Source organism: Priestia sp. FSL H7-0729, assembly GCF_038005685.1.
Lineage (GTDB): Bacteria > Bacillota > Bacilli > Paenibacillales > Paenibacillaceae > Paenibacillus.
Map to the genome: position 1 here is coordinate 271,168 of NZ_JBBOTQ010000004.1, position 26,666 is coordinate 297,833.

At 46.0% G+C, this 26,666-nt stretch carries 25 protein-coding genes; 14 read left to right on the top strand and 11 right to left on the bottom strand.

Annotated features, from left to right (window positions below; translation table 11 throughout):
* Window positions 1-14: 14 nt before the first annotated feature.
* Window positions 15-581, bottom strand: a complete 567-nt coding sequence (locus MHH93_RS12365) for a DUF4879 domain-containing protein (protein ID WP_500054265.1) — start codon at window positions 579-581, stop codon at window positions 15-17.
* 649 nt (window positions 582-1,230) lie between these two features.
* On the opposite strand from MHH93_RS12365, the gene MHH93_RS12370 reads away from it, so the two are divergent.
* From MHH93_RS12370 to MHH93_RS12385, 4 genes are all read left to right on the top strand, one after another.
* Window positions 1,231-2,451 (top strand): WXG100 family type VII secretion target, encoded by a 1,221-nt coding sequence (locus MHH93_RS12370; protein ID WP_500054266.1) that lies wholly within the window; start codon window positions 1,231-1,233, stop codon window positions 2,449-2,451.
* Window positions 2,452-2,463: 12 nt separating this feature from the next.
* Window positions 2,464-3,063: a pentapeptide repeat-containing protein gene (locus MHH93_RS12375; protein WP_500054267.1), complete on the top strand. Its 600-nt coding sequence runs from the start codon at window positions 2,464-2,466 to the stop codon at window positions 3,061-3,063.
* 131 nt (window positions 3,064-3,194) lie between these two features.
* Window positions 3,195-3,632, top strand: coding sequence for a hypothetical protein (locus MHH93_RS12380; RefSeq protein ID WP_500054268.1), 438 nt, complete (start codon window positions 3,195-3,197; stop codon window positions 3,630-3,632).
* A 120-nt stretch (window positions 3,633-3,752) separates the two neighbouring features.
* Window positions 3,753-4,034, top strand: coding sequence for a DUF6809 family protein (locus MHH93_RS12385; protein WP_500054269.1), 282 nt, complete (start codon window positions 3,753-3,755; stop codon window positions 4,032-4,034).
* A 138-nt stretch (window positions 4,035-4,172) separates the two neighbouring features.
* Here the strand turns inward: MHH93_RS12385 and MHH93_RS12390 are convergent, their stop codons facing one another.
* Both MHH93_RS12390 and MHH93_RS12395 read right to left on the bottom strand, forming a co-directional pair.
* Entirely contained in the window at window positions 4,173-5,552 is a 1,380-nt protein-coding gene (locus MHH93_RS12390) for a right-handed parallel beta-helix repeat-containing protein (RefSeq protein ID WP_500054270.1), read from the bottom strand.
* Window positions 5,553-6,206: 654 nt separating this feature from the next.
* Window positions 6,207-7,799: a catalase gene (locus tag MHH93_RS12395; RefSeq protein WP_500054271.1), complete on the bottom strand. Its 1,593-nt coding sequence runs from the start codon at window positions 7,797-7,799 to the stop codon at window positions 6,207-6,209.
* Between the two features lie 232 nt (window positions 7,800-8,031).
* Here MHH93_RS12395 and MHH93_RS12400 point away from each other — a divergent pair, with 232 nt between their 5' ends.
* Window positions 8,032-10,014, top strand: coding sequence for an ATP-dependent DNA helicase (locus tag MHH93_RS12400; protein ID WP_500054272.1), 1,983 nt, complete (start codon window positions 8,032-8,034; stop codon window positions 10,012-10,014).
* A gap of 504 nt (window positions 10,015-10,518) precedes the next feature.
* Here MHH93_RS12400 and cysK read toward each other — a convergent pair.
* The 4 genes from cysK to MHH93_RS12420 form a co-directional block, all read right to left on the bottom strand.
* Window positions 10,519-11,475, bottom strand: a complete 957-nt coding sequence (cysK, locus tag MHH93_RS12405) for a cysteine synthase A (RefSeq protein WP_500054273.1) — start codon at window positions 11,473-11,475, stop codon at window positions 10,519-10,521.
* A 357-nt stretch (window positions 11,476-11,832) separates the two neighbouring features.
* A complete protein-coding gene (locus MHH93_RS12410) occupies window positions 11,833-12,216 on the bottom strand; it encodes a YhjD family protein (RefSeq protein WP_500054274.1) in 384 nt (127 codons plus the stop codon).
* Between the two features lie 478 nt (window positions 12,217-12,694).
* Window positions 12,695-12,928: a hypothetical protein gene (locus tag MHH93_RS12415; RefSeq protein WP_017687536.1), complete on the bottom strand. Its 234-nt coding sequence runs from the start codon at window positions 12,926-12,928 to the stop codon at window positions 12,695-12,697.
* On the bottom strand, window positions 12,925-13,962 hold the full coding sequence (locus MHH93_RS12420; protein WP_051447360.1) for a nucleotide-binding protein: 1,038 nt from the start codon (window positions 13,960-13,962) through the stop codon (window positions 12,925-12,927). The genes MHH93_RS12415 and MHH93_RS12420 overlap by 4 nt, the downstream gene beginning before the upstream one ends.
* A 948-nt stretch (window positions 13,963-14,910) precedes the next feature.
* On the opposite strand from MHH93_RS12420, the gene MHH93_RS12425 reads away from it, so the two are divergent.
* Complete coding sequence (locus tag MHH93_RS12425; RefSeq protein ID WP_500054275.1) at window positions 14,911-15,645, top strand: YitT family protein; 735 nt, start codon at window positions 14,911-14,913, stop codon at window positions 15,643-15,645.
* Window positions 15,646-15,770: 125 nt separating this feature from the next.
* Here MHH93_RS12425 and MHH93_RS12430 read toward each other — a convergent pair whose 3' ends face one another.
* Complete coding sequence (locus MHH93_RS12430; protein WP_500054276.1) at window positions 15,771-16,241, bottom strand: DUF2188 domain-containing protein; 471 nt, start codon at window positions 16,239-16,241, stop codon at window positions 15,771-15,773.
* A 201-nt stretch (window positions 16,242-16,442) separates the two neighbouring features.
* Between MHH93_RS12430 and MHH93_RS12435 the strand changes: the two genes are divergently transcribed.
* The 3 genes from MHH93_RS12435 (at window position 16,443) to MHH93_RS12445 (ending at window position 19,297) form a co-directional block, all read left to right on the top strand.
* Entirely contained in the window at window positions 16,443-17,243 is an 801-nt protein-coding gene (locus MHH93_RS12435) for a lipid II flippase Amj family protein (protein WP_500054277.1), read from the top strand.
* 135 nt (window positions 17,244-17,378) lie between these two features.
* Complete coding sequence (locus MHH93_RS12440) at window positions 17,379-17,987, top strand: TetR/AcrR family transcriptional regulator (protein WP_500054278.1); 609 nt, start codon at window positions 17,379-17,381, stop codon at window positions 17,985-17,987.
* A gap of 80 nt (window positions 17,988-18,067) precedes the next feature.
* Window positions 18,068-19,297: an MFS transporter gene (locus MHH93_RS12445; protein WP_500054279.1), complete on the top strand. Its 1,230-nt coding sequence runs from the start codon at window positions 18,068-18,070 to the stop codon at window positions 19,295-19,297.
* A 106-nt stretch (window positions 19,298-19,403) separates the two neighbouring features.
* Here the strand turns inward: MHH93_RS12445 and msrA are convergent, their stop codons facing one another.
* Together msrA and MHH93_RS12455 are read right to left on the bottom strand one after the other, a co-directional pair.
* Window positions 19,404-20,366 carry a peptide-methionine (S)-S-oxide reductase MsrA gene (gene msrA, locus MHH93_RS12450; protein WP_124116135.1) on the bottom strand — a complete coding sequence of 321 codons (963 nt, stop codon included), beginning with the start codon at window positions 20,364-20,366 and terminating at the stop codon, window positions 19,404-19,406.
* A gap of 181 nt (window positions 20,367-20,547) precedes the next feature.
* Complete coding sequence (locus tag MHH93_RS12455) at window positions 20,548-21,159, bottom strand: TVP38/TMEM64 family protein (RefSeq protein ID WP_500054280.1); 612 nt, start codon at window positions 21,157-21,159, stop codon at window positions 20,548-20,550.
* A gap of 199 nt (window positions 21,160-21,358) precedes the next feature.
* On the opposite strand from MHH93_RS12455, the gene MHH93_RS12460 reads away from it, so the two are divergent.
* Together MHH93_RS12460 and yxiS are read left to right on the top strand one after the other, a co-directional pair.
* Complete coding sequence (locus MHH93_RS12460) at window positions 21,359-22,297, top strand: Gfo/Idh/MocA family protein (protein WP_500054281.1); 939 nt, start codon at window positions 21,359-21,361, stop codon at window positions 22,295-22,297.
* A 32-nt stretch (window positions 22,298-22,329) separates the two neighbouring features.
* Window positions 22,330-22,644 carry a protein YxiS gene (gene yxiS / locus MHH93_RS12465; RefSeq protein ID WP_500054282.1) on the top strand — a complete coding sequence of 105 codons (315 nt, stop codon included), beginning with the start codon at window positions 22,330-22,332 and terminating at the stop codon, window positions 22,642-22,644.
* A gap of 25 nt (window positions 22,645-22,669) precedes the next feature.
* On the opposite strand, the gene MHH93_RS12470 is transcribed toward yxiS, so the two are convergent.
* Complete coding sequence (locus MHH93_RS12470) at window positions 22,670-23,488, bottom strand: AraC family transcriptional regulator (protein WP_500054283.1); 819 nt, start codon at window positions 23,486-23,488, stop codon at window positions 22,670-22,672.
* Window positions 23,489-23,678: 190 nt separating this feature from the next.
* Between MHH93_RS12470 and MHH93_RS12475 the strand changes: the two genes are divergently transcribed.
* The 3 genes from MHH93_RS12475 (at window position 23,679) to MHH93_RS12485 (ending at window position 26,664) form a co-directional block, all read left to right on the top strand.
* A complete protein-coding gene (locus MHH93_RS12475) occupies window positions 23,679-24,791 on the top strand; it encodes a Gfo/Idh/MocA family protein (RefSeq protein WP_500054284.1) in 1,113 nt (370 codons plus the stop codon).
* Window positions 24,792-24,942: 151 nt separating this feature from the next.
* Complete coding sequence (locus MHH93_RS12480) at window positions 24,943-25,911, top strand: sugar phosphate isomerase/epimerase family protein (protein ID WP_062835305.1); 969 nt, start codon at window positions 24,943-24,945, stop codon at window positions 25,909-25,911.
* 24 nt (window positions 25,912-25,935) lie between these two features.
* The gene (locus MHH93_RS12485; protein WP_017687549.1) at window positions 25,936-26,664 is read left to right on the top strand and encodes a ThuA domain-containing protein; all 729 of its coding nucleotides are present in this window, start codon (window positions 25,936-25,938) and stop codon (window positions 26,662-26,664) included.
* The last annotated feature ends 2 nt before the right edge of the window (window positions 26,665-26,666 follow it).

A 26,666-nucleotide genomic window follows, 5' to 3' on the forward strand; every position in this document is an offset into this window, starting at 1 on the left:
TAACATCCTTCCTGTTAACGAACATTAATCCAAGCGGTCCACTGTGTTGGGATGTTAATGGAATAGACCGTACCTACAAATTGTCCGCCTGTTGTATTAGGGGATTCATAAACCCAAGAATGGGCGAAAGCATCTATGACACGATCACCGTCCAGATCAATAGCTTCAGACCAGTTGTTTGTCATAGTATTGCCAGCGAGTTTGCCGTAGTGACTGCTGTCATAACCGATCTGGAACGTAATACACTGAATCCAAGCCCCACCATGATCATTAGTCGTGGAGAGCGGATTGTTATTGAAACCGTAAATTTCTTGACCGCCATTAGGAGATACGACACCGTATACATTAATGTGAGATACTTTCGGAGCAGGCGCAAACAGAACTGGACCACCCGCATTATCAGCTTTCTGCGCTTCAAATTCAGCCTTAGCCGCTTTTACAGCTTCACGGAATTCTTTGGAATTAATAATTTCTTCCTTTGTCAACGGTTTGACTTGAGTCACATCACCATCTGCGTAGGCAGCTACATTAAACGAAAGCACTAGAACAAGTATAAGAGCTAAACTAAACAATTTTCTCATAGCAATCAATTCCACCTTTCTTGTTATGGGTATTCTTTTACAAAAATATTGAAACGACAAATAGACCTGCTTGCAGATTAAAGCCTCTTGCCCTCCTTTCTTATGAAGATCGTTCTTCCCTCTTTTTCTTTACTGAAAACAGAAATAAAGGAGATAGAACTCTACAGGCTAGAAAACTCTATGAAGTAGGAATGTATATGTAAAATGAATGCCTGCCAATGATTATGTGTTGCAGACAAAATGGTAAACACATTTATTCGCATTGATATCTTGGCTGTGGTAAGCTCTGACACATATCTTGAAGTATAAGATTACAAAATAATTATTTAAATTGAAATATATTCCATTTATATAAACATATAGTACCTCTGATCTCCAGTTAAAGTCAAGTTACTTCATTAATTCTATGAATTGTTAAAGCGTGTTGCTCGTCGCAGTAAAGATGCTACAGTCTCCTGTGGTCGTCCAATAAAAGGAACCCTCAGGAACATGTATACACCTGCATAGAGATCGAATGGGGCTGAGGGACGGATATGGCGCATTCTAAGCGTAGATTGATGCAGTGAAATCAGGAGATTAGCCGGATATCATTGCCATTAAACTTCTGCTAACATAGTCTTATAATATTTTAGATGAGCGGTGAAAATGGATGAGTACCATTAAAGTTACCCCGGAACAGTTACATAACGTATCGAATCAAGTAGATCAGGCGAGACATCAATTGGAGCATATACGGGAGGATCTCTCAAGACAGATTATGTTCCTTCAAGCCATGTGGATGGGTGTAACACAGGAGCGATTCTATGTTGAGTTTGAGCAGTCGCGCCCTATATTGGATAAAGCACTGGAGAGTATGGTGGACATCTCCAAGGAACTCAAGGATATCGCCATGCGGTTTGAGAATGCTGATGCTCAGAAGGTGAGTCTGGGTAATGCAGTTGGTACTGTTGGCGCTGTAGCGATGATGGAAAACGCAAGATATTATGCCGGTGCGGATGATAAGGGCTATGGGATGGCACAAGTCAATGTTTTTGGGAAGTGGATGTCGATGCCTGTCAACGAGAATGGAGTTACGGATCAGTCTGCACTCCAAGCTTATGAGAGAGATCAAGGGCATTTGGATATTAATCGAATGCAAGCGGTGACTGTTGAACCACCAGGGGAAGATATTTTTGCGATGCATATCAAGGCATTTGAAATGGGCATTCATCCGATGACAGGTGAACCTGTATCTGATAAATATGCTCAGATGATGTTGACTTCTCTAAAGTTCAGCCAGCTATTTATGGCATTTCAGATGGTTCGCGGGAGTATGCCGGGTGGCAAAGGTCCGTTTCGTTTGCCTTCATCTCATCCGGCTGTGGCGAAGATTAAAAAGAATTTGGAAGCGGCTGAGGCGAGGAAAGGTAGTAAGATTAAAGGGATGGGTAAAGATACATACACTGGAGGCAGGAATCACAAAGAGTTGGATGATTTGGCTCGAGATCCTTCTGGTGGTGGGAAAATAGAACCCAAAAATATAAATGAAAGAGATGTTGGATTACAATTAGAAGCAAGAGGTGATTTAGGGAGAATAATACGTGATACACAAGCAGATAAAGGCGCAGAGTTCATTGATACCACTACGGGCATAAAGTGGGACGTGAAGAGTTTTGAATCATATCCAAGTGGTAGGAACGGAATACCTATAACCAATCCTAAAAAGGGTGCTTTTACTATTCAAAATGGTATGCAAAAAATACATGAAGAATTTGCTAAGGGGCATGACGTAATTATTGATACGAAAAAAATGGTGCCAGAGCATATTGAACAACTGAAGAAAGCAATTGATAAAGAAGGAATAGCAGATAGAATATTATGGTTCCCCTAAAGGAGTGGAAAAATGGAAGAAAAAGATATTATCAATATGTTTGATTTGCATAAAAAGTGGGTTGAGACAATTGGTCATGAAGGTGAGCAGTTAAAGTTAGATGAAGTTGATTTAAGAGTCTTTGACTTATCTGATGTATTACTTGAACAATCCTATTTAATAGATTGCACTTTTGATGATCTCAAACTGGAAAATATTGATTTTCATTCATCATTATTAGCCTCATCAACTTTTATCAATACATGTTTAGATAAATGTGATTTTTATAAATCAGATCTCAGGTATACGGATTTTTCCAACTGCATCATTAAAAATAGTAGATTTAGTAAAGGTGATTGTTGGGAAGCAGCATTTAATAACGCATGTTTAGTTGATTGTAATCTGATTAATGTATCTTTCCATGTAACCGATTTTAGAAATGCAAGACTAGAAAATATAGATATAAGCGTATCGACATTTAAAGATACGTTGTTAAACGGAGTAACACTAAAGGGTATTAAAGGGATAGAAGAAGCTTTTTTTCAGAGTATAAATATTGGCACACCGGAAAAACCATTGCTGTTAGAAAAAGAAGAAGCTAGGAGATGGTTTTTAAGAAAATGTGAATCTTAAATATTTATTTCATTACATTAAACAGGTTGATCTTAGTTAGGTACCACGATGATTGACCTGTTTGTCATATCTTCGTTTTCCGGCCATGTTGTAGATAACAAATGAGTTTAATAATAGCAAGGATGATGGCCTTGACTTTACAAAAAACAGTGGAAACACTGCATCCGTGGATTGACCAGAATTGGTCGACATTAGATCAGATAGAATTAAAAACAACGAGAGAGACGGTGGACTCTTTATACAATAAATTGATATCTGAAATAGATCATACGGACAACTCGGATCATTTATTGGAAGCAATCAATTACGAACTTACTCATTTCTTTCTGCCCATTCCTTGTGTAATGAAGATGTATCAAAGATTGATTTGGTTAAATCCATCCAATCGTTTCTACTATGAAAGGTTTACAGATTACCTTTTACAATATGGTCCCGATTGGGAGGAAGAGGCGAATATTTTAATCGAACTTTACATGAAAGAAGATCTTCGAAAGGCTTGTGAATTTACACAAAAGATTGAGAAAGTAAAAAAATTTAAAATAAGTAATCAGTGTCCAGGTATCATTTAAGATGGCGACCCTATAAAAGGTACACATTTTTTTCGGAATGAAAAAATACTAGTGGATTTCCCGCTAAATTCTCATCTTACCTCATCCCTTGAGTTACAATTTTCCTGAGGTGACCTTACCATGAAGGATAAGATGTCAAACCTGATCGAAGATTTATTTCACGGAAACCTGCGGTTAGACGAGTCAATTCATCCTGAGCAAGTAGAGTATCAAGAGATTAATCGCCAGATATCAGACCTGATGCAGGATTACAAAACACAGCTTACAGAGAACGAATACGATGCTTTGGAGAACCTGATAGACTTGATCGGACAGTCCACGTCCTTGTATGTGGAAGCGGCGTTTGAACAAGGTTTTCGTACAGGCGGCAGACTGATCATTGAGGTTTTAGCCAAAACGTAAGTATTTATCTATCTACCTTGTAAGCCAGCAGACAATACACAGTAATTCAAAAATCCCCTCATCCATTACCACCGAGCAGGCTGGCATGGGAGAGGGGATTTAACTTTTAAATTACTCTTTTATCGTATTATCTTCCACTTATCGAGCACCAATATTAGTACCCGATGGCGTACCTGACCCAACCAAATCACTACCACCCGCAAGCTTCAGGAAATTACCCAGGACAGGTGTTCCGTCCGCGCTGCGTGTTACCGAAGGTACGAGGGAGACAAAGTCGGCTGCGCTGGCGAGCAGGCCTTTGGCGTTCTCGCTTTTTTTGTTCTTCCACCAGACGTTGGTGCTGCTGACGTCGGTTCCGCTGGTTTTGTCGCTGGCGCCGCCTTGGAAGGACAGGTTGTTGGTGAAGATGTGGGTGCCTACATCAAAGGCAAAATTGCTTTGCCCATTGTTCCAGGAGGTGTTATTTTTCATCTGGATCGAACCGGGATTGCTGTTGTAGGTGAAGCCGTGCTTTTTATTATTAAAAGCAATATTGTTCTCCACAATATGATTCACGGCAATCTTCTCGCCGCCAAGCTTGAAGCCGTTACCATCGCTGTTGGAGGTGGAGGTTCCGTCTGATGTTGCACCGTTACCGTAGGCGATGCTGTTGCGGATCGTGACCGCGCCGATGGCGCCTGTGTCCGTTTTGCTGTATAGATCCCAGCCATCGTCCACGTTATAGGCGGCAATACATCCATCGAAGACATTGCCCGGGCCAACGGTCAGTTTGGCTGCAAAACCGTCTGCATCCTCGCCGTCATCCGGGTCATAGTTGTTGTGGGAGTAGGAACGAATCACTTCATTATACGCAGGCCATTCACTCTTGGCGGCGGTGGAAGCATAACGTCCCATTTGAATCCCCGTATCCCGATTGTGATGGGCTTCGATCTGTTCCAGGCGGTTGTAGCTGCCTCCGATGAAGATTCCGTTGTCACCCGCACCCTTCACCTCAAGACCTTTGACGAACCAGTAGTCTCCGAACATTTGCAGTCCACGATTGGTGGAAGCGAAGGCTTGAGCAGAGAAATCAAAGACTGGTTTTTCCGATCCATACGCGACCAGGTTTTTACGTTGTGAGGAGGTGCCGCTGTTACCGCGTTCAATGGTAATGGTTTGCGAGAAGCTGTAGGTTCCGCCGCGCAGATAGATCGTTTTGCCCGGAGCGATCTGGGTCAATGCGTTAGCCAGAGATGTTGGACTATTTATAGTTCCCGGATTGCTGGCTGAGCCGTTAGGGGAGACATAGAGATCACCCGCAGCAAGTGTCACACTTGAGGTAGCCACGGCTTCTGATGGATTATTCTGCAAGCTGCTCTCGATTACATCCGCCGCGCTAACCGATCCACCACCAATCAATAAAAGAGGGAATGCGGCACTCAGACAGATCTGGGCCATTTTTGATTTGAGGGAGCGCTCCTTCAGGGAATGTACAGATCGTGCAGACACATGAGTAGATGTGGATGGGAATAATTTCATTAGTAGACCTCCTTGGTTAATGGAAAATGGAATGCGTGAGCTGTTGCGGTATGCCGGACAGGTGCATCAATGATGTAGCTCATTGCGATGGGATGAATACTCCCTGTACAGCATAGTTTTATGGTAAATGTTGTAAACGTTTTCTTCAATAATCATTTGATCAGATGGGTCTAGACATAGGCAGGTTAGGCGTAGTCGCTCCCATTGCCTGGGGTTTCACAAGCTGCATGTAATCTTGACATTGGTTGGTAGCCCTGATTTAACGATGAATCATCTGAAATGAACCTAGTAATGCACGCTTTTACAACCCTCAAGGCACGAGACTCACCCTCAATCGACTCAAATGAACTTTCCATTTTAAAAAAAAGAGCCATACGCATCCAATAGGAGAGCGTAATCATAATCCTTGCCTTCTATCAAAATGATGGGGCAATTAACGCATAACAAAAAGCCCCATAGCGGCTGCCAGAGGCAACGAGACTATTGGGGCGATGTTCGAAGTGGCATTATTTGTTCATTGTAGGCATTTCCTTCATGGCAAGACTCATCCAATCAAGCGATGTGCTCTATTAAACCAACGCTGGGACTTATCGATCCGAACAATCTCATGCATTATAAGCGATGCATAAACCAGGGTTCTACAATCTGTCCACTTTAATATCCGTCCGTCTCACGACTGCGCTTCTTCGCTTGCTCGACACTTGGTTCATGTTTCGGTTGAACTGTCGCACTATCATCGGTAGGCACTGACGCTAGTCCTTCCGCCACACGACGACCGTAATCGGCATCCGCTTGGGTAAAATGAGAGATCATGCGCTCCCTGATATCCGGTTTGCATTGGGCCAGAGCATCGACCATGTTGCTGATCAGCTCATCCCGCTCCCAATCCTCGAATGCCCGGTACGTCTCCCCAGCTTGTCCAAAATCATTCGTACGTTCGATCTTCTCACGCACTAGCCTGCCTTCCACCAACGGTTCATGTTCCGGGCCGCGCGGTGTAGCTTCTTTTAACCCTCCAAGGGAGGAAGGCTCGTAGTTCACATGCGGATTCTGCCCCGGTGCACGATCCACTTGATATTGCATCTGCCCGCCGCTCTGATTGGTCGCAACACGGTTCTTCGGCGCATTCACAGGCAGTTGCAGGTAGTTCGCACCGACCCGGTGACGCTGGGTATCCGAATAGGAGAAGGTGCGTCCTTGCAGCAGCTTGTCATCGGAGAAATCCAGCCCATCAACCAATACACCGGTGCCAAATGCCGCTTGCTCCACTTCATTGAAATAATCCTCGGGATTACGGTTGAGCGTCATTTTGCCTACAGGCAGAAACGGGAACTGATCCTGCGGCCACAACTTGGTTGGGTCCAGCGGGTCAAAATCCAGCTCAGGATGATCGCCATCCTCCATCACTTGAACGCACAGCTCCCATTCGGGATAGTCGCCTTGTTCAATGGCATGATACAGATCCAGCGTGGCATGGTTGAAATTCTGCCCCTGAATCTCGCTCGCATCTTTTTGCAGCAGGTTACGTATGCCTTGATTGAGCGGTTCCCAGTGGTATTTGATGAGTACACCCGTGCCTTCCTCATTGACCCATTTGTATGTATTGACACCTGACCCTTGCATCTGACGGTAATTGGCCGGAATACCCCAAGGGGAGAAGAGGAACGTCACCATGTGGGTCGCTTCGGGACTGAGTGAGACAAAATCGAAAAACCGCTCCATATCCTGTGCGTTGGTCAACGGGTCGGGTTTGAAGGCGTGTACCATATCCGGGAACTTGAGCGGATCACGAATGAAAAAGATTTTCAGGTTGTTACCGACAAGATCCCAGTTGCCATCTTCGGTATAAAATTTCACGGCAAAGCCACGCGGGTCCCGCAGCGTCTCGGGAGAGTGTCCACCGTGAATAACCGTTGAGAATCGAACGAATACGGGGGTTTCTTTTCCTTTTTCCTGAAACAGACGTGCCCGTGTATACTTCGATACTGGTTCATTCCCGGCCGTTCCATACGCTTCAAATACGCCATGAGCGCCAGCGCCCCGGGCATGCACAACCCGTTCCGGAATACGTTCGCGATCGAAGTGAGTGATCTTTTCGAGAAAATGATAGTTCTCCAGTGTTGTTGGTCCGCGGCTGCCCACAGTTCGTACGTTCTGATTGTCCGTGATGGGGTGACCCTGTCGGTCCGTTAAAGTCTCGCTTGATTGGTCTGAGGAATGCTCGGATTGTGAAGAATGGTTATCCATGGAGTGGAACGCCACCTTTCCTTAAGTTGGATTCCTGTATATATTTTCCCTGTGGGCAGGTTCTATACATCGTGGCAACCAACTAAGATCTAAGCTACCTTTTGAAAAACCTATTCAACTGCCCTACGATTTCCTCGTAAAAAAAGCTTGTCACCAGCCTTACTGCGTGAGATAATTAACTTTTGCCCTGCGGCCTTTTTTGAACGGAAATGAAAGAGGACCGCGTCTAAGAATGGAGGCTGACCTAGGATTGTCTACACAACGTTATCCTTTTGCATATGATCCGGCTGAACCTTTTGTATCCCGTCTGGGAGAGTGGGTTGCCGATGTTTTTTACGATATTTTGCCTGAGTCCGGCTTCGAGGTACGGGATGAACAGATTTTTATGGCGTACCAGCTCGAACGGGCCTATGGAGATAAAAAGACCATTATGGCGGAGGCCGGTGTCGGAACAGGCAAGACGTTAGTCTATCTGCTCTACGCGGTCTGTTATGCACGTTATACGGGCAAACCGGCGGTGATCGCCTGTGCCGATGAGTCCTTGATTGAACAGCTTGTGAAGCCCGGTGGAGATATTGCGAAGCTGGCTGCTCATCTGGATCTGGAAGTGGACGCACGTCTGGGCAAGTCCCCGGACCAATACGTCTGTCTGAACAAATTAAGTGCAGTGCGATTCGCGGATGAGGATGCGCCTGTTATTGAAGAAGTACACGAGAGCCTGCCGGATTTTGTGAACACGCCGGGTACACTTCAGGCTTTCCATCCGTATGGTGACCGCAAACAGTATCCACATCTGAACGATCGTCAGTGGAACAAAATTAACTGGGACCCGTTCCAGGATTGTTTTGTTTGTCCAAAAAGACAACGCTGCGGCCTGACGCTGTCGCGTGACCATTACCGTCGTTCCAAAGACATCATTATCTGTTCCCATGATTACTACATGGAGCATGTGTGGACGTATGATGCGCGCAAACGCGAGGGACAACTGCCACTGCTGCCTGATCACAGCTCGGTTGTATTTGATGAAGGACATTTGCTGGAAGAAGCAGCCCTGAACGCACTGAGTTACAAGCTGAAACATCGCATTTTCGAGGAACTTGTGACTCGCCTGCTTGAAGGAGAGATTCGTGAATCTCTCGCCGAGCGTGTGGATGAAGCGATTGAAAGCAGTGAACGACTGTTTGCGTTACTCGATACGTATACGTTGGCTATTCCGGGATCGGAACGGAAAGAAGTTCGGGTAGAAGCTCCGCTTCTGCGTGAGATTGAACGTCTGACCAACGTATTAGATGCCATTGGCGAAGAATTGGTATTTGAGAGTGGATTGTTCTCGCTGGATGGGTACCAGATGCGTGTTGTCGAAGAGCATTTGGACATGATTCAGTCTGCACTTGCGCTATTCCGTAAGGAAGACGGTTATATCTGCTGGGCGGAAGAGAGTGAAGACGAGACGACATTATCGATCATGCCGCGTACGGTGAAGGAAATGCTGAACGAGCGTGTGTTCAACACAGGCATTCCAATCGTGTTCTCCTCTGCAACGTTATCTGTGGACAGTTCATTCCGTTATGTGGCGGACAGCCTGGGCATTGATGATTTTGTATCGTTCTCGGTGGCTTCCCCGTATGATTATGCGGACAAAATGAAGATGAAAATTACCGATGAAGCTGTACCGGGTCACCCGGAGAACGAAAATCGCATGCGCGACGCAGTATCCATGCTTCAGGAGAGTGGAGGACGTGCGCTGATCCTGTTCCGTACGATGGAAGAATTGCGCGCCTTCAAGCAGGATATTGTTCATGTGCCTGAAGCAGAAGGTTTGCGCTTTATGTATGAGGGTGATCGGGAGATCAGTGATCTGATCGCGGCATTCCAGCAGGATGAGGAGAGTGTGCTGTGCTCCGTCAATCTGTGGGAAGGACTGGATGTTCCAGGACCGTCATTATCCAATGTCATGATCTGGTCGCTCCCGTATCCGCCACAGGACCCTGTGTTCAATGCAAAACGCAGTGCGTCGGCTGCACCTTACGAAGAGATCGATCTTCCGTATATGCTCCTGCGTGTGAAGCAAGGTCTTGGACGTCTGATTCGGACTAGCACGGATTCCGGTTCTGCGGTCATTCTCGATGAATCGCTGTATACCAAAAAGGAAGCCAAAGACCGCATTGCGGCTCTGCTTCCCGAAGGTGTGGAATGGACAACCCTGACACACTAATGACTGAATTCTAAATCATACAAAATCGTACTAAATCCTACATGTACATTGGATTATGCGTTCTAACCGGGCCGAAATGGCTCCCATCAGAAAAAAGCTCTTGTTCTCTGCGGATGCACCATCCGTATGTGAGCAAGAGCTTATTTTTTTATTATGATGGTTCCTTCAATGTACTTCTCTTCCCTTTTTTTCGAGGGATTTCCCCTCGCTACTCGCTACCGAATCTCAGTAACATTATCTTGCCGAAAATAGCTCCTAAGCCCGTAAATCAACCAAATTCGGGGAAATAACGCCGCTGTGATTCGTTACACTTCAAACCTGCATAAATAGGAGCGAATAGCGTGTCTCAGGTTCATTAGAAGCAATGAGCGCTAAATGAACAATACATGTGTGAGTACTAAATGAATGTTCATAAGGGAGGGCCTCTGTCAAGCTTATAACTTATGGGTTCATGGCTTGTGGGACATGGAAGCCCCTTTTTGGTGTGCACGGATTTTTTCTCTGTTAAAAAATACCCATGCTCAGATACCGTTCCCCGGTATCCGGCGCAATGCAGAGCACCCGGTGCCCTGGCCCCAGTTCCTTCGCGATGCGAAGGGAGGCCCACACCGAAGCGCCAGAGGAAGGGCCGAGCAACAGCCCTTCCCGGGCAGCAAGCTGCCGCATCGTATCCAGTGCGTCCTCATCCGACACCTGGATGATGGCATCCCACACGTCGGTGTTCAGGATGTCCGGAATGAACCCCGGACTTGTACCGACGAGTTTGTGTGGTCCGGGCTCGCCACCGGACAACACCGGAGAACCTTTAGGCTCCACCGCATAGATGCGGATATCGGGCAACTGCTTACGCAGTTCTTCGCCGGTTCCCGTAATCGTTCCGCCAGTTCCCGCCGTAGCGATGAAGGCATCCAGCTTGCCATCCATCTGCTGCATAATCTCGGGCGCTGTGGTGATTCGATGAATGTCCGGGTTCGCCGGATTCTCGAATTGCTGCGGAATGAAACTTCCTGGAATGTCTGCCTGAAGTTCTTTCGCTTTGCGAATTGCACCTGGCATCCGCTCCGCAGTAGGGGTGAGCACCACATCTGCGCCGTAGGCTTTCAGAATGTTGATGCGCTCCTTGGACATATTGTCCGGCATGATCAGAACGGCTTTATATCCTTTTGCGGCGGCATTCATCGCAAGACCAATCCCGGTATTGCCACTGGTAGGTTCGATAATGGTTGCACCGGGAAGAAGAAGTCCTGCACGTTCAGCTTGAACGATTAGATTATAGGCGGCACGGTCTTTGACGCTGCCACTTGGGTTGAAGTATTCAAGTTTCACGTATACATCAGCGGAGTCGCTGCCTGTGAGTCGGTTCAGTTTAACGGCAGGTGTCTGGCCGATCAGTTCGGTTACATCTGCGGCAATGCCTGTATGTGCGGGTGTTCGTTTAATCGAATGTGTATTCAGATCCATGAAGTACAACTCCTTGATTGATAAGACGTTGAGAGATATCCAGTTGAAATCAAACCCCACAGAACAAATCCATCTGCCATGGATGGCACAATGCTTGTTCTTTATTATAGCAATTGAATTTAGATCATGCCTTATTGGAATGGTTGGGTATCTCTGTTCCATCTTAATGAACATAACCTTCCGTGGTCAACTTGTTTTGAATTAAGTGGAGGGCTCGGAACCATAGGAGCAGTGGAATAGGACGTAGGAGTTGGATTCAAGAGTAATGTCGGATACATGGATGATGCAGATCCATATGTGTTTGGATAACAACAGGGCGTATGTTCCCGTTCAATAGGATCAGAGTTCAGAGTTGAATCAGTTCTGAGCCAAGTCCATCTGCAGATGCCGACTGAGCTCTTTTTTGACTTCATTGCGTGCGAACGTCCATAACATATAGAACCGTTGCCAATACCCCCTGCACATATACAGAGTTTCAATACCATCAGCTTCACGATTTTCTTCCAAAACTTTGACACCGCGGGTTCTCATCCTTTTACGAAGGGTCAACATCTCTTTGAGCACATTGTTCTGAATGCGGGTTAGCGACAGAATGTAGACTTCGGGCATCTTAAGCAGCAGCGTATCCAGTGTGCGAATATCTCGTTCAAGTACATCCAGCAAAAGCGTGCGTACAACCAGACCTTTAATCAGACGATGATCTTCATCCGCAGGGGATGGGGCGGAAGTTGAGGATGTCATATGTTCACTTCCTTAACCTTTAATTGGAATTTTTTCATTTACAGAACATGTGTTCTTATATTATAATCAATATATGTAATGGAGATGCACAATACAACCGAGAAATACTGGAAGCAAGCACTAACGTATTTTCCTGGGGATACAGATAGCCAATGAGACCAGAGAGTTGAGGACAAGCCCGCTCCAAAATTAGGTATAATTTATGGGTTTTGCAGGAAACCTAAGGTCATAAATTAAATAAGCCTTATGCAATGCAGTCTGTTACAGAAGATTACAGAAGTAAATAACAAGCAATGAAATAAAGCAATCAATTGCAATAATCATCTAAGGCTGGCTTGCCTTAATACGCTGATGCTATGACAACGAGAGAAAGCAATTCACTCTACTAAAAATGTGCAACAAAAAAGCCCCTGCCTTGGGCGGCGGGGCCTATGGAATACTGCCGATTCAGCGGCAGGTTTGACAATGTGTTCAGAAATTAAGCAAGATATTGAGGCTTTTCGTAGAACGCCTCTTTTTCAAGGATGACCTTATACGGTCTTTCCTTGCCCTTCAGGGAGGGCCCTATGGTCGTTAGCGGTACGGCCGGCTTGTGGAAACGATCTTCTTCCTTGGGTTCCGGAACCGGTCGTGATGATTCGGGCGCAGAACTGAGGCGTACCTTTTTTTCGCTGCCCCAGCGCTTGCTTATTTTTTTCGTTTCCGGTTTCATTCCGGTTCGCCTCCTAACAAATCGTTGATGGCGTTGAACAGTTGACGATTCTGCAGGTCAATCTGCTGAAATACCGCCTCATCCGCTTCAATATGTCCAATAATGTGAACGGTGATTACATACCTCTTGGCTACAGGATAGCATAGCAGATACTCTTTCTCAAGGTAATCATCATACAGGTTGATCTTGATCTTGTTCTCCCGGTAAGAATCAATCACCAGGATGCGCTTGGGATCATCCGGTTGTTTGTCGTCGTTAGCGGACAAGTCATACTTTCTTCCCGGTTCTCCAACATTACCACATAATTGCTCAATATAACCACTGTCATCTGTACGGTATATGGCTGTGCCACGTACGGCAAATGGAGGATGAGAGACAAAGGCGGTACGCAGGGCATCACTCATTCGCTCCAGCATCTTGGCATCTGCTTTGCGGGTGCGCAGCAATTCCCTAAAGAACCGCAGCAACTTAAGCAGTTGTAACCTCGCTTCTCCCTCAGTGCGTTTATGCTTCTCAATGATGTTCTCCAATTCTGGGTCACTCCAGCGTCCTTGTTCCTCAATACTGTCTGCAATCTTGGAACATGCCACGGACACGGCTGGTGCCCACTTTCCGTCAGAACGAATTTCATATACGAGTGGATTTAATCCCAGCAGATCTGTGGGCATACGCAATCCTTCAACCTTGGTTGTGTCCTTGATGTCTGTAATATCCTCAGGAAGAATGAAAAAAATACGTTTTCGTCCCAGACGACCCATAAACAGACCCATTTCCAGCATTGTATTATCCCGGACCGACGCGTAGTACTTCCCGCGAATTTTGGATATATCATCCGGATGAAAAATAAAAATGGCAAAGTCAGTCGTACGGACCTCTACTTCCAGATCGTCCATGGTATAGCTGCTTGGATTAAAAACCCCGGAATACCAAGGGGTAACTTCGGCTGAAAAACGTAAGTTTTCGTGTACTGCGGCTGCAATCGGCTTCGCTTCCAGCGAGCAGCCAATAAAGACTCTTGGCTTTAACGTTTTCATCAATCCGCCTCGCTTAAACGGTAGTGGGATTCAATTGTTATATTATACCATAAACAGCAGGGTAAGTATGGAAACGTTTGAACTGGACAAAGAATAAAGCCGATTCGTTTGCTATAGTGTATGTGTGAAAGGAAAATGATTCCTTTAAAAAGGGCCGAATAATAAAAAAAGGCCCCAATTTGTCACAGTTGGGTGACTGACAGTTATTTTTGGAAGCTTCGGTCATAGAATAAAGGAGCAGGTTGCACCATTAGCAAGCATTGCTTATCCTGGTGTGCCCGTACGACCGCTGGAGCAGCCCAGATGCTGCTTTATGCCTGTTTTTGAGGGGGCTGCTGTTTAGACCCGGTCACGTTGGTGTTATATAATAGAAGAACAAGCAAGTTAGCTTTGGTGTTTAAACTGAATGAACTTGCAACTGCTGTAAGTTGGAATTACAATTTACACAGGAACGAAGAGTGCAGAACCCATCTGTATAAGCGAAGCGTTCGCTTGAAAGCTTTTGAATTGAAGCAGCTTCGGAAGCATAAGCCATCACCGGATTTTCCCCAGAGGGAAAATGGAATTCCAAAAATCCGGGGATAAGCGCGATCGAAAGAGGGTACTGTAATTCAAGTGTAAGTGTACAATTAAATGTTTAAGCTTATGCATTGTAGTTATTTTTCAGTTTAACTGAGCACAGCTAACCACAACAGAACAGAAAGGATCAGGATACCATGAGTTCCCGAAGGACAATCTCCCCAAGGACGATCTGGAAACGTTACGATCTCTCATACACATAGCGCCCCTTGTAGAGTACACCAACCGGTTCAAAAAAACGGCTGACTCTGCGAAAGAGGGGATTGGAATGAATATTCGAAGGACGTACACGATGAGTTCTTCCAGGCTTACCTTTTGCAGGGTACGGTCGGTCTAAAAAACCAACCTACAAACTGCGAGGGAACCTGAATGAAGAGAACATCGTTAACCTTACAACACGTTAAAACAGAGGCGATCAAATTCGCCATTATGCTGCTCGGTACATTTATTTTAGCTTTTGCTTATTATCACATTAACTTTCAGAATCATTTATCGGAGGGCGGATTTGTTGGTCTGGCCCTGCTCGGAAAATACGCAACAGGCTTATCACCTGCTATCGGTATGTTGTTACTGGACATTCCGGTCATGATCCTGGCTTGGTTCCTCAAAGGCTGGAAATTCATGATTCAGGCATTGCTTGGCGTCGGTGCATTTTCCCTATTCTATGACGGCTTTGAACGATACTCCACACTGGTGATGTCGTTTAACGGAAATCTGTGGATTCCGGCAGTTCTATCCGGTATATTGACAGGGGTAGGCGCGGGGATTGTGCTTCGATTCGGTGGAGCGACAGGCGGAGACGATATTCTTGCCGTGCTGGTCAGCCGCTGGAAGGGATGGAAGCTGGGAACAGTTTTCTTTGTCAGTGATGCTTTTGTATTGGGATTGTCGCTTTTCTTTCTTCCGGTAAAAGAAACTTTATATACGATTCTGGCCGTATGGATTGCCAGCAAAGTCATTACGTACGTCGTGAGTGTTCCGGCTCGTGGAACCGTGGTTACGACTTCAGCTGTGAAATTGCCGATGCCATCGGCTGCAGCCAAAGCAGTTAACGCTGCTGCTGTTTCACAGCGGCCTACGGTGGCTAGAGGGGTATCCCATTGACCATACGTTTCAGAACAACCATAGCCTGTATACATCCTATTCAGGACTTGATCGTTAACGTTCATATAAAATCCCTTTTGTCTGCTCTTCAGCAGCAAAAGGGATTTTATTGTTTTCCGATTCATTTAAGGCTTAATCGAAGAAGCAATCTGTCCATCCTGATTATGGATTATCGCTCGAATATTTTGCTTACTACTATGTGCTTTGGCCTTATCTACAGCTTCTGCCTTAGTATCAAATGTGGACAGATAGGTAGACTTTCCTTCTTCCTTGATCGCCCAACCGGAGTCTGTAGGCACGACATGGATGTTATCATGACTCTTGGACGAAGAAACAGGCTCGGAATGACGACGGCCCGTGGAAGATGACTTTTTAGGTTCGGCATGTTCAGAGGAAGATGTGGAGTCCGATTTCGAACTTTCCGGTGTGGGATGATTCTCATCCCATTCTTCCGCCTTAGCTGTCGCTATGGCAATCGAGCGCCCTTCCTCGTATCCTTCATCAAGCAGGGCGTTTGCAATTTCAATCGCCTTATGTCTGACACGTGGCTTCAGATTCTTCATAGATACTGGATAATCCTGTTTATTCCAAGGCATATGAAACCCCTCCTATACATAATGAATTAGTTGTATATTACCCAGTGAGGGAAGGGATAAACGATGATCAGGTGAAGTCGTAATTCCAGTTAACGATGATTCAGAAGGATCTCGCTCCTATACTTTTGCAAGCTGGAGGCGTATAATGCTGTCCATGTAAGAAATAAATTCAATAAGAGGAAGATAAAGGAGTACATACATATGTTTAGTCTTAGCCTGGCAATCCCTATGTTGTTCACTATGCTGATTCATGCCGCAGACAGCTTGTCATATGCGCTCCGCCTTGGTGGATTACGCACCCGCAGAATCGCGCTGGCCATTTCATTGGCAGGAATCTTGCTCTTGGTTTCCCGTACCTCTAATATGGCCCAGGGTCCAATGGTAGGTAATCTGGTGGATACCGCGACACGTGGAGCCAATCCACACTTTGCAGCACAGCTGCACTGGTTAATGGGTGCGGCAACTATAGGAACTGCATTAGCCATCTTGTGTTTCCCAACCATGGTGAAGCTCTCATCCCGGATGGTGGTGCATTTTGAAGCAGCCGGTTCCATTCCTGCGATGGTTCGCGGTATGCTGAAGCGAAGAAAGATTAGAAATGCAATGTATTACATTACCCCGCCTTCCTGGAAGATGGCTAAACGATTGGTACAGCATGGGATGCCAAGACGGTTGATGATGCTAAATGTAGCGGTAACCGCAATTTACACCACGGGTGTTCTGTCCAGCTTGTACGCAGCGTACCTTTACCCAGGGCAGGCTGTAGCCGCATCCCAATCAACCGGGCTAATTAACGGCATAGCGACTATTTTGCTTACCATCCTGATTGATCCGCGAATTTCCCTGCTCAGTGACAAATCATTACGTGGCGAGATCCGTTTGGATCGCATGAATCAGATTTATGGCTGTATGCTGGTATCCCGTTTATTCGGTACAATGGTGGCACAGTTGTTATTAATTCCTTTTGCGTACTGGATCGGTTGGATTGTAAGTATGATGTGACGAATACTTTCGTGAATTGTAGCCAGGCGCGCTCTCGTACATCTTTTGAAACAGCAAATGAGAGGTGCCTGTGTAAATTGAATTGACGAGGTATTTGTGCTGTGATACTATTAGACCGAATAGTCGGTTTAGTTTATGGGGGTATTTCCAATCGAAGTCAAACGAAGAAAAGATGTTACCCAGATTAAAAAAGACATTGCACGTAATACCAAGGAACTGTTTGCCCAAAAGGGATATAGTGCAACTTCCATGGAAGACATCTGTACAATTAACAATCGAAGTAAAGGCAGCATCTATTATCATTTCAAAAGCAAAGAAGAGCTATTCATGTATCTAATCAAGCTTAATAATGAAGATTGGATGGATGCTTGGCTGGACAAAGAATCAGAGTATAAGACTGCCATAGATAAACTGTACGGACTTGCTGATCATTACGTGGATGATTTGGCCAATCCGCTGAATCATGCCATTAACGAGTTTGTCTCGGGCCAGGTTGTTAGCCAGGAGATGCTGGATGAGATGCTTTCCCTGATTCGAATTCCATATGCGACATACGAGTCCATTATTACTAAAGGGATGGAAGATGGGGAGTTAAAACCCGATGACCCACAGGATGTAATGCACATTATCTACGGCCTGTTTAGCGGATTGACGACACTCTATTACGAGAAGGACTTGGCAGATATTCGTCGAATTTACCACAAAGGCATGGCCAGTCTATTGGCGGGCATACAACAACATTAACCATGAAAAGCTGATGTAACGTCAGTTTTTCTTTTTAAACATTAATAAACCGGACAGTCGGTTTAAAAAGGAGATGAAGAATGAGCACTTTGTTCAGGAACAAAGCTTTTTTAATCGTTACAGGGTCTGATCTGCTGCAAAATCTGGCGATATGGATCCGGAATATGGCGATCCTCTATTATGTGATGGACCGAACTCAAGGAAGTCCAATAGCCGTCTCGCTGATTACCGTACTTGAATATGCCCCGATTTTTGTTTTCTCCATCATTGGCGGTGCACTTGCTGATCGCTGGAATCCGAAACGAACGATGATCTTGGGAGATATTCTGAGTGCATTGTCCATTGTCATGATTATTGGCGTGTTATCTTCCGGGTATTGGCAGATTCTATACGTAGCCACGTTTGTATCCTCCATCGTTAGCCAGTTTTCTCAGCCATCTTCTCTAAAGATCGTGAAGCGAAATGTAAAGGGAGAACATTTGCAATCTGCAATTGCTATTACCCAGAGTGGTCAATCGTTATTTTTAATTCTCGGACCAATCGTCGGAACGTTTATATACACGGCAATGGGAATTCAGGCGTCCATGTATGCATTACTCATTCTATTCCTCACCTCTGCACTTCTACTCACATTGTTGCCTAAAGACGCCACTCAGCGCGAAACAAATACCTCATTATTAGCGGATATCAAAGAAGGCTGGCAATATGTTGCTCGATCTCGCTCATTAAAAATGCTTAGTCTGGTATTCATCTGTATAGGGCTTTCTGCAGGTCTCATCAGCCCACTGGGCATATTTTTGATCACCGAACGCCTGGGGCTTGTAGCAACATCGTTACAGTTCCTGTCTGGCGCATCCGGATTAGGTTTATTGATTGGAGGAGGTATTGCGGCTGCTGTAAGTGGCAAGTTGAACCAGACTTTAACTCTAATCGTAGGTGTGCTGTGTCTGGCTGTAGCCACGATGGGGGAAGTGTTATCCAGTTGGTTCTGGCTGACCCTTTTGATCAGCTTCTTGAGTTCCGTCAGTCTGGCATTTATCAACGTCATCATCTCCACGTATTTGGTCACCCGGATTGATGAGCACTTGATCGGTAGAGTAAATGGCACCATCACACCACTATTCATCGGAACGATGCTGCTCGGATCTTCCATGTCAGGTGTATTGATGAACAGCACATCCATTTTTATCGTCTACGCAATCTCCGTTATCGTAATGATAATGGGTATTGTTCCAGCGATGAGAATTCAATTTGATAATGATCAGATAGCTCCTGCCAGCACATTGAATTCGGAAATCTCCTCGAGCTAAACATAGTTCATACATGCTCGTGCAACGATAGTTCGTTTATTAAAAGCAAGAATATATAAATAAAAAGAGCAGCGGGATCATCCCACTGCTCTTTTTAGATTAAAACTTATTGGAAAAGGACGGCGTACTCACCGTATCCTTCTTTTTGCAAGTCTTCTTTGGGTACAAAACGAAGTGCCGCAGAGTTGATGCAATAACGCATTCCACCTGCTTCGGCAGGACCATCGTTGAACAGGTGGCCCAGATGGGAATCCCCCTCACGACTTCTCACTTCGGTACGAATCATGAAGTGGCTGAGATCGGTTTTTTCCTTTACGTTGTGGTCACGTAATGGACGTGTGAAGCTCGGCCAGCCACAACCGGAATCGTATTTGTCAGTAGAACTGAACAATGGCTCGCCAGATACGATGTCCACATAGATACCATCACCATGGTGATCCCAGAATTCGTTATGGAATGCAGGCTCGGTAGCGCTGTTCTGCGTAACTTCATATTGAAGCGGCGTCAGACGTTCTTTCAGCCCGTCTTTGTCCACGTTGCCGGACCAGTTGCGTTCGATGAAATCTACGCGTCCAGAACCTTTGCTGTACCGTTTGTAGTGGGCAGGGTTCTTCCGGTGATAATTTTGATGATGTTCTTCCGCTTCATAGAACGGTTTGGCTGGCAGAATGGGTGTGAAGATTGGTTTGTCAAAACGCCCGCTTTGTCCCAGCTCCGCTTTGGAAGCTTCCGCAATCTGACGCTGCTCTTCGCTGTGATAGAAGATAGCCGTCTGATAGGAAGATCCACGGTCATGGAATTGCCCGCCTGTATCCGTCGGGTCAATCTGCTGCCAGAACAGTTCAACCAGTTTCTTATAAGGGAAGATGGCAGGGTCGAACGTAATTTGTACAGCCTCTACATGTCCTGTTGTCTCCGAGCAGACCTCTTCATATGTTGGATTCTCGGTATGTCCTCCTGTATAACCCGATACGATTTTATGAATACCGGGCAGTTCTTCAAAGGGGGATACCATACACCAGAAGCATCCGCCTGCAAAAGTTGCTAACTCATTTGAATGTTGTTCCATGCTATAGTCACTCCATTTCTGATGAAGATTTAGCGCTCGTGTTCGAGCTCCAGCAATCTACCGTTTTATTAAAACTTGTTACACAAGCATTAGGCTTGCTCTTCTATTATATCCTGAATTGGCAAGCCAACCAAGCCGGAATGAAAACAAGCTGAATCTGAACGGTTTGCGAATTCTGAATTCACGCTTTGTTGCGTGATCGAAAGCGAAATAAGAGCAATACAATGGCCATGAGCACCAGATATCCGGCAAGAATCCCCAGGGTCAGCCAGATTGATGTTTCAGCTTGGGCACCTGCATAGGCAAAAACAAAAATCGCTGGCATTTTGCCAATGGCCGTGGCAACCATGAACACCCAGAATGGCGTATACGTTATACCTGCGTAGATATTAACGGCCATCTGAGGCACGACTGGCAACAGTCGCATCGACATAACACCCATAAACGGATGTGCTTCCATCCACGTGGTAAAACGGTTCAGACCCTTAATGCGTTCGAGGTACGATCTCGCCTGATGTCTGAAGATGGTTCTTGCTCCGCCATAGACGAGCATGGCAGCAAGTGTTGTGCCAAGCCAGCATATCCAGGCTGCTGTGGTAGTACCGTAACTGTAACCAAAGGCGATAATAACAAACTTATAAGGAATCACTGGCACAAGAGCAAACAATGTTGCCATGGCGAGTAAAAGCGGTATGGACTGATGAAGATCTGTCCAGGCAAGCAGTTCATATCTGTAAATAAACGTGACTCCTGCAAGTAAAACATATAACAGAAGCCATAGCCATTTTCGCAAAATCCCAAACGCTCCTTTCAGATCAGGCAGGTCTGGTCGTGTCCCGATCTGTACTGCTGTTCCTCCTAAGTTTACCACGTTCGCCCATGGTCTGAACAATTCGAGCGAAGTCTGCTGCAATCACTGGCAAGTTGCTGTCTGAAGGGTTACACTATAGGACGTGGAAATATAGAACCGAACTGAAGGTGGAATGATCATCATGGAAACAAACCAACGTAAACGAATTGCAATTATCGGCCTCGGGGATATTGCACGTAAAGTATATTTGCCGCTGTTAACGGCTCATCCAAACGTGGAGATTGTAGGCATTATGAACCGGTCTCCGGAGCCGGTTCAGGCCGTTCAGGAGGCGTACCGATTAGAACGGGGCACAACAGACCTGAAAGAACTGTTGTCCTGGGACTTGGATGCGGTGTTTGTACATACAGCAACGGAAGCGCATTTTGACATTGTCATGCAATGTCTGGAACAGGGACTAGCCGTGTACGTAGACAAGCCGTTATCCTATACGATTCGGGAGTCGGAAGAGATGACGGCTTTTGCCGAGGCACAAGGTCTGTTGCTCGCAGTAGGCTTCAACCGCAGATTCGCACCGATGTACCAAAAAGCCAAAGAATGGATGCAGGGTGGGGAAGGCTTCGACTCCCTGACAGTGACGAAACATCGTACAGGCATTCAGGATCGTCCTGCGGCAGAAACCATCTATGATGATCTCATCCATATGCTGGATCTGATGTTGTGGTACTCGGATCATAATGTGGAGTTGCTTCATCAATGGATCCGGAAGAATGATCTGGATAGACTATTGCATGCAACCGGTACGGCCAAGTTGGGCAGAACAGCCCACGGTCGATTCGATATGGTGCGTGAAGCTGGGGCAGATCTGGAGAAGATCGAATTGCACGGTGGTGGACGATCTGTTGAAGTGGTGAACATGGACATGATCAGCTACATGGAAAAGGGGAGTCTGGAAACCAAAGAAACGTTCGGGAGCTGGGATATCGTGTTAGCACGCAGAGGTTTTAGCGGAGCAGTTGACAATTTCCTGGCTTGTCTCGACTCTCCTGATGATTGTCTGATCAGTGCAAGTCATGTCATGGACAGTCATGAACTGGCGGAACAATTGATTCGCAAATAATTGCAGAATACACATACGGAGGAATACACGTCATGGATGAATATGAAAAGGAACGTGCTAAACAGGTCGAGGAAGCTGTTATTGAAACCTATAAACAGGAAGAAGAGATGATGATCCTGGTGTTTGCCCAGTGGTGTGTCAATAATAATTTGGACCCGGAAGAGATGTACCGGCAAGCCTACCCGAATCAGCAGAGCAACGAGCGATTGCAGCAGATGCAGAAGCTGATTGTATCCAAGGAGGAAGCCGGTGAGATCCCGGATGATACGGTACTTGGTGTGTTGTCCATGTTCGGCAATGAAGATCTGGCGATGGTTGTATCCGAGGCCATAGCCGCGCGCAAATAAGTTCAACTTACGTATACTGGTATGATTACATCTGTTCCCGGTGAATGACGCGGAATTCCTTCGGGGACATGCCGAACCGGGAACGGAATACCCGATGGAAATAAGTATAGTTGTTAAAGCCGGAAGACTCAGACACTTGCTCCAGGGTCATTGGACTGAAAATAATCCGCTCCCTGGCCATGTTCAGCCGGACGTCAAGCGTGTATTGCATAATGCTTTTGCCAAACGCTTCTTTGAAGAGATGAACACCCCGTGAGACACTGATGCCGAGATGTGTTGCCACATCGTCCAGCTTGAATAAAGAGGAAGCGTTTTCTTCAATATAGTTCTTGATCTCATAAGCCACATAATTGGTGTTGGTTATCGTTGGATGCTCCGCGAGCAGACGATCCACTTCAAGACACAAAATTCGCATATAATAACTTGAAATTTCCGGATACGGATTGGAGATTCGGCGCTGCTCCAGTACGAGCTGTCGAAACAGGACCAATAGGCTTTCCGTCAGTTCAACTTTGATCCGGGTCGGCCGTTTGTGACGCTTCCACCACTCATCCACCCAGGAACCATTAAAGAAGATATGATAGTCTCCACTCTCTACCAGTCGCTCTCCCATCGGATTGGTTTCATTGTCTATTCTCAGCTCATAGGGCTCATCAGGATCAAAAAGAAGCAGATCACCCGCATCTACCAGGGACATGTCCCCGTCAATGCGTGCACGGCAACGTCCGTCTGTTTGCAGTCTTAACAGGTAGTTCTTCACCCCTTCAGGCTGCACCATAGTGTAGGGTTTACGATGAAATGAAAAGCCTGCTGTAAGAACTTGGCAGGAAGAATCTGTAGGCATGGGCATACTCCTTGCAATTTGAAAATTATGACCAGATAGTTCATGTTTCAATCATATTATTCATTTTAATTCAAGCTGAAACGGAATACCATAGTATTAGATTTAAGGAACAGGAAACATCCAACACAACAAATGTATCTCAACCATTCAAACGCAGATTTTCACCATGCGTAAGGAGATGAACGTCACAGTGGAGAAAATGAAAGCAGGCATCATCGGGTGTGGTAACATCAGCGCCATCTACCTGGAAAATTTCAAAAACAACCCGCTTATTGAAGTCGTGGCTGTTGCGGATTTGATTCGTGAACGGGCTCAGGAACGGGCAGATGAATTTAATATCGCAAACGTTTACAATGTAGATGAGTTGCTGCAAAATAACGAAATTGAACTTGTGTTGAACCTTACGGTTCCTGGCAGTCACGCCATGACCGATCTGGCTGCACTTGAGGCAGGCAAACATGTGTATGCCGAGAAGCCGCTGGCGATTTCGCTTGAGGATGGTCGCAAGGTTGTTGAACTGGCTGAGGAAAAGGGATTGTATGTGGGTTCTGCACCGGACACCTTCCTTGGTTCAGGCATACAGACAGCTCGTAAAGCCATTGAGGATGGGCTGATTGGCAAGCCAATTGCTGCGACTTCGTTCTTCATGGGTGGAGGACCAGAAGCATGGCATCCTAATCCGGAGTTCTTTTATGTCGCAGGTGGTGGACCCATGTTTGATATGGGGCCTTACTATCTGACCGCGCTGATTACGCTGCTTGGACCGATACGCAGAATCAGCGCCTCGGCAGGCATACAGATCGCTGATCGCAAGATTGGCTCCGGACCGAAGGAAGGTACAGCGCTACAAGTAGAGACGCCTACCCACTTGGCAGGAACCATTGATTTCGCAGAAGGTGCCATTGCAACGATGATTACCAGTTTCGATATTCGAGGAGCTTCGGATCTGCCACGTATTGAAATCTACGGTACAGAAGGTACGCTGAGTGTACCCGACCCCAATTATTTTAACGGGGAAGTGAAGGTTCGCAGATACGGTCAGGACACTTGGGAGACGATCAAACCAGTCTTCGAAAGTGGACAAAACGAACGAGGCATTGGCGTAACTGAGATGGTCGAATCCATTCGTGCCGGACGGGAACACAAAGCTAGTGGCAAGCTTGCTTATCACGTACTGGAAGCCATGCATTCATTCCAGCGTTCTTCACTTGAAGGCAAGCATATACATCTGGAGAGCAGCTATGACGCTTTTGCAGTAACTCGCACAGTTCAAACTGAGATTGAAACCGTGGACTCACACTAGTCTGAGTAACAAATGTTCAATTTCAGGATAGAAACACTCTCGATTTTCCACACTAATCAAACAGGCATGTGATCTGAACGGTAATGGTTTTACAGTTCAATATTCATGAATTCAGCAATCATACGATATCTAATCCAGGGAGGAATCGCACTTGAAACTCGGCGTATTTTTGGTACTATTCGGAGGACGTAAATTGGAGGATGCTCTTGATTATGTAGCATCCAAGGGATTAAAAGCAGTAGAGATCGGAACGGGCGGACATCCAGGCAATGCACATTGTAAGCCGGATGAATTGTTAAGCAATCCTACAGCACTGAAAAACTTCAAAAACGCAGTGGAATCACGCGGTTTGACGATTAGTGCACTGAGCTGTCACGGTAACCCGCTTCATCCGCAAAAGGATATTGCGAAGGGATTCCATGATGATTTTGTTAAAACGGTAGAACTGGCTGAGAAGCTGGAAGTACCTGTAGTGAATACATTCTCCGGTTGTCCGGGAGACCATGAGGATGCCAAATATCCGAACTGGCCTGTTGCACCATGGCCGAATGACTTCCAGGAGATCCTGAAGTGGCAGTGGGAGAACAAGGTTATCCCTTATTGGACAGAGTGGGGTAAATTCGCAGCAGATCGTAACGTAAAAGTTGGACTGGAGCTGCACGGTGGATTCTCGGTTCACACACCAGCAACGTTGCTGAGACTGCGTGAAGCAGCAGGTGAAGTGATCGGAGCCAATCTGGACCCAAGTCACATGTGGTGGCAAGGTATTGATCCGGTTCAGGCCATTCACATCTTGGGACGTGAAGGAGCGATCCATCACTTCCATGCAAAAGATACAACGATTGATCCGATAAACGTGAACAAACACGGTGTAACGGATATGCAGGACTATACCAATATGCTGGATCGGGCTTGGCAGTTCCGCTCGGTCGGTTATGGACATGATAACAAGACATGGGCAGATATTATGAGTGCCTTGCGTCTGGTCGGATATGATTATGTAGTAAGTATTGAACACGAAGACGGTCTGATGTCGGTTGAAGAAGGATTCTCTAAAGCCGTGCAAAATCTCCAGCAAGTATTAATCGAAGAACCGCTGGGCGATATGTGGTGGGTTTAGAGCTACACTAGGGGGAAATTGAATATGATCAACGTCACCATTTGGAATGAATTTGTCCATGAGAAAATTCACGATGAAGTAAGGGAAGTCTACCCGGATGGTCTGCATCGAGCACTGGCTGACGGACTTGGCGGCGAAGGCTTTGCTATTCGTACAGCTACACTGGATCAGCCTGAACACGGATTAAGTGATGAAGTGCTGAATTCCACGGATGTGCTCATATGGTGGGGACATATGGCACATGATCGCGTAAGCGATGAGATCTCACAGAAGGTCGCGCAGCGAGTGCTGAACGGGATGGGAATGATTGTGCTCCATTCAGGTCATTTCTCCAAACCATTCAAAGCGCTGATGGGAACCAGCTGCGATCTGAAGTGGCGTGTAGCTGACGAGCAGGAAATTGTATGGTGTGTTAACCCATCTCATCCGATTGCGGATGGCATCGAAGGCAAGATTGTATTGGAAAAAGAAGAGATGTACGGCGAATTCTTCGATATTCCGGTACCAGATGAACTGGTGTTTGTAAGTAACTTCCAGGGTGGGGAAGTATTCCGGAGCGGATGTACGTTCCGGCGCGGTGAAGGTAAAATCTTCTATTTCCGACCAGGTCATGAGACGTATCCGACCTATTACAAGCCGGAAATATTAAGAGTGATCAGCAACGCTGTGAAATGGGCATATCCTGCCCGCAGTTTTAAGCCGGAATTTGGCAAGAGCGAACCTGTAAGACCATTTGGTGGCGTACTGGTCTAATT

Bases quoted from the DNA above. Each gene is read 5' to 3' on its own strand.
- MHH93_RS12365 (WP_500054265.1), bottom strand. From the start codon at position 581: ATGAGAAAATTGTTTAGTTTAGCTCTTATACTTGTTCTAGTGCTTTCG.
- MHH93_RS12370 (WP_500054266.1), top strand. From the start codon at position 1,231: ATGAGTACCATTAAAGTTACCCCGGAACAGTTACATAACGTATCGAAT.
- MHH93_RS12375 (WP_500054267.1), top strand. From the start codon at position 2,464: ATGGAAGAAAAAGATATTATCAATATGTTTGATTTGCATAAAAAGTGG.
- MHH93_RS12385 (WP_500054269.1), top strand. From the start codon at position 3,753: ATGAAGGATAAGATGTCAAACCTGATCGAAGATTTATTTCACGGAAAC.
- MHH93_RS12390 (WP_500054270.1), bottom strand. From the start codon at position 5,552: ATGAAATTATTCCCATCCACATCTACTCATGTGTCTGCACGATCTGTA.
- MHH93_RS12395 (WP_500054271.1), bottom strand. From the start codon at position 7,799: ATGGATAACCATTCTTCACAATCCGAGCATTCCTCAGACCAATCAAGC.
- MHH93_RS12400 (WP_500054272.1), top strand. From the start codon at position 8,032: ATGGAGGCTGACCTAGGATTGTCTACACAACGTTATCCTTTTGCATAT.
- cysK (WP_500054273.1), bottom strand. From the start codon at position 11,475: ATGGATCTGAATACACATTCGATTAAACGAACACCCGCACATACAGGC.
- MHH93_RS12410 (WP_500054274.1), bottom strand. From the start codon at position 12,216: ATGACATCCTCAACTTCCGCCCCATCCCCTGCGGATGAAGATCATCGT.
- MHH93_RS12415 (WP_017687536.1), bottom strand. From the start codon at position 12,928: ATGAAACCGGAAACGAAAAAAATAAGCAAGCGCTGGGGCAGCGAAAAA.
- MHH93_RS12420 (WP_051447360.1), bottom strand. From the start codon at position 13,962: ATGAAAACGTTAAAGCCAAGAGTCTTTATTGGCTGCTCGCTGGAAGCG.
- MHH93_RS12425 (WP_500054275.1), top strand. From the start codon at position 14,911: ATGAAGAGAACATCGTTAACCTTACAACACGTTAAAACAGAGGCGATC.
- MHH93_RS12430 (WP_500054276.1), bottom strand. From the start codon at position 16,241: ATGCCTTGGAATAAACAGGATTATCCAGTATCTATGAAGAATCTGAAG.
- MHH93_RS12435 (WP_500054277.1), top strand. From the start codon at position 16,443: ATGTTTAGTCTTAGCCTGGCAATCCCTATGTTGTTCACTATGCTGATT.
- MHH93_RS12440 (WP_500054278.1), top strand. From the start codon at position 17,379: ATGGGGGTATTTCCAATCGAAGTCAAACGAAGAAAAGATGTTACCCAG.
- MHH93_RS12445 (WP_500054279.1), top strand. From the start codon at position 18,068: ATGAGCACTTTGTTCAGGAACAAAGCTTTTTTAATCGTTACAGGGTCT.
- msrA (WP_124116135.1), bottom strand. From the start codon at position 20,366: ATGGAACAACATTCAAATGAGTTAGCAACTTTTGCAGGCGGATGCTTC.
- MHH93_RS12460 (WP_500054281.1), top strand. From the start codon at position 21,359: ATGGAAACAAACCAACGTAAACGAATTGCAATTATCGGCCTCGGGGAT.
- yxiS (WP_500054282.1), top strand. From the start codon at position 22,330: ATGGATGAATATGAAAAGGAACGTGCTAAACAGGTCGAGGAAGCTGTT.
- MHH93_RS12470 (WP_500054283.1), bottom strand. From the start codon at position 23,488: ATGCCTACAGATTCTTCCTGCCAAGTTCTTACAGCAGGCTTTTCATTT.
- MHH93_RS12485 (WP_017687549.1), top strand. From the start codon at position 25,936: ATGATCAACGTCACCATTTGGAATGAATTTGTCCATGAGAAAATTCAC.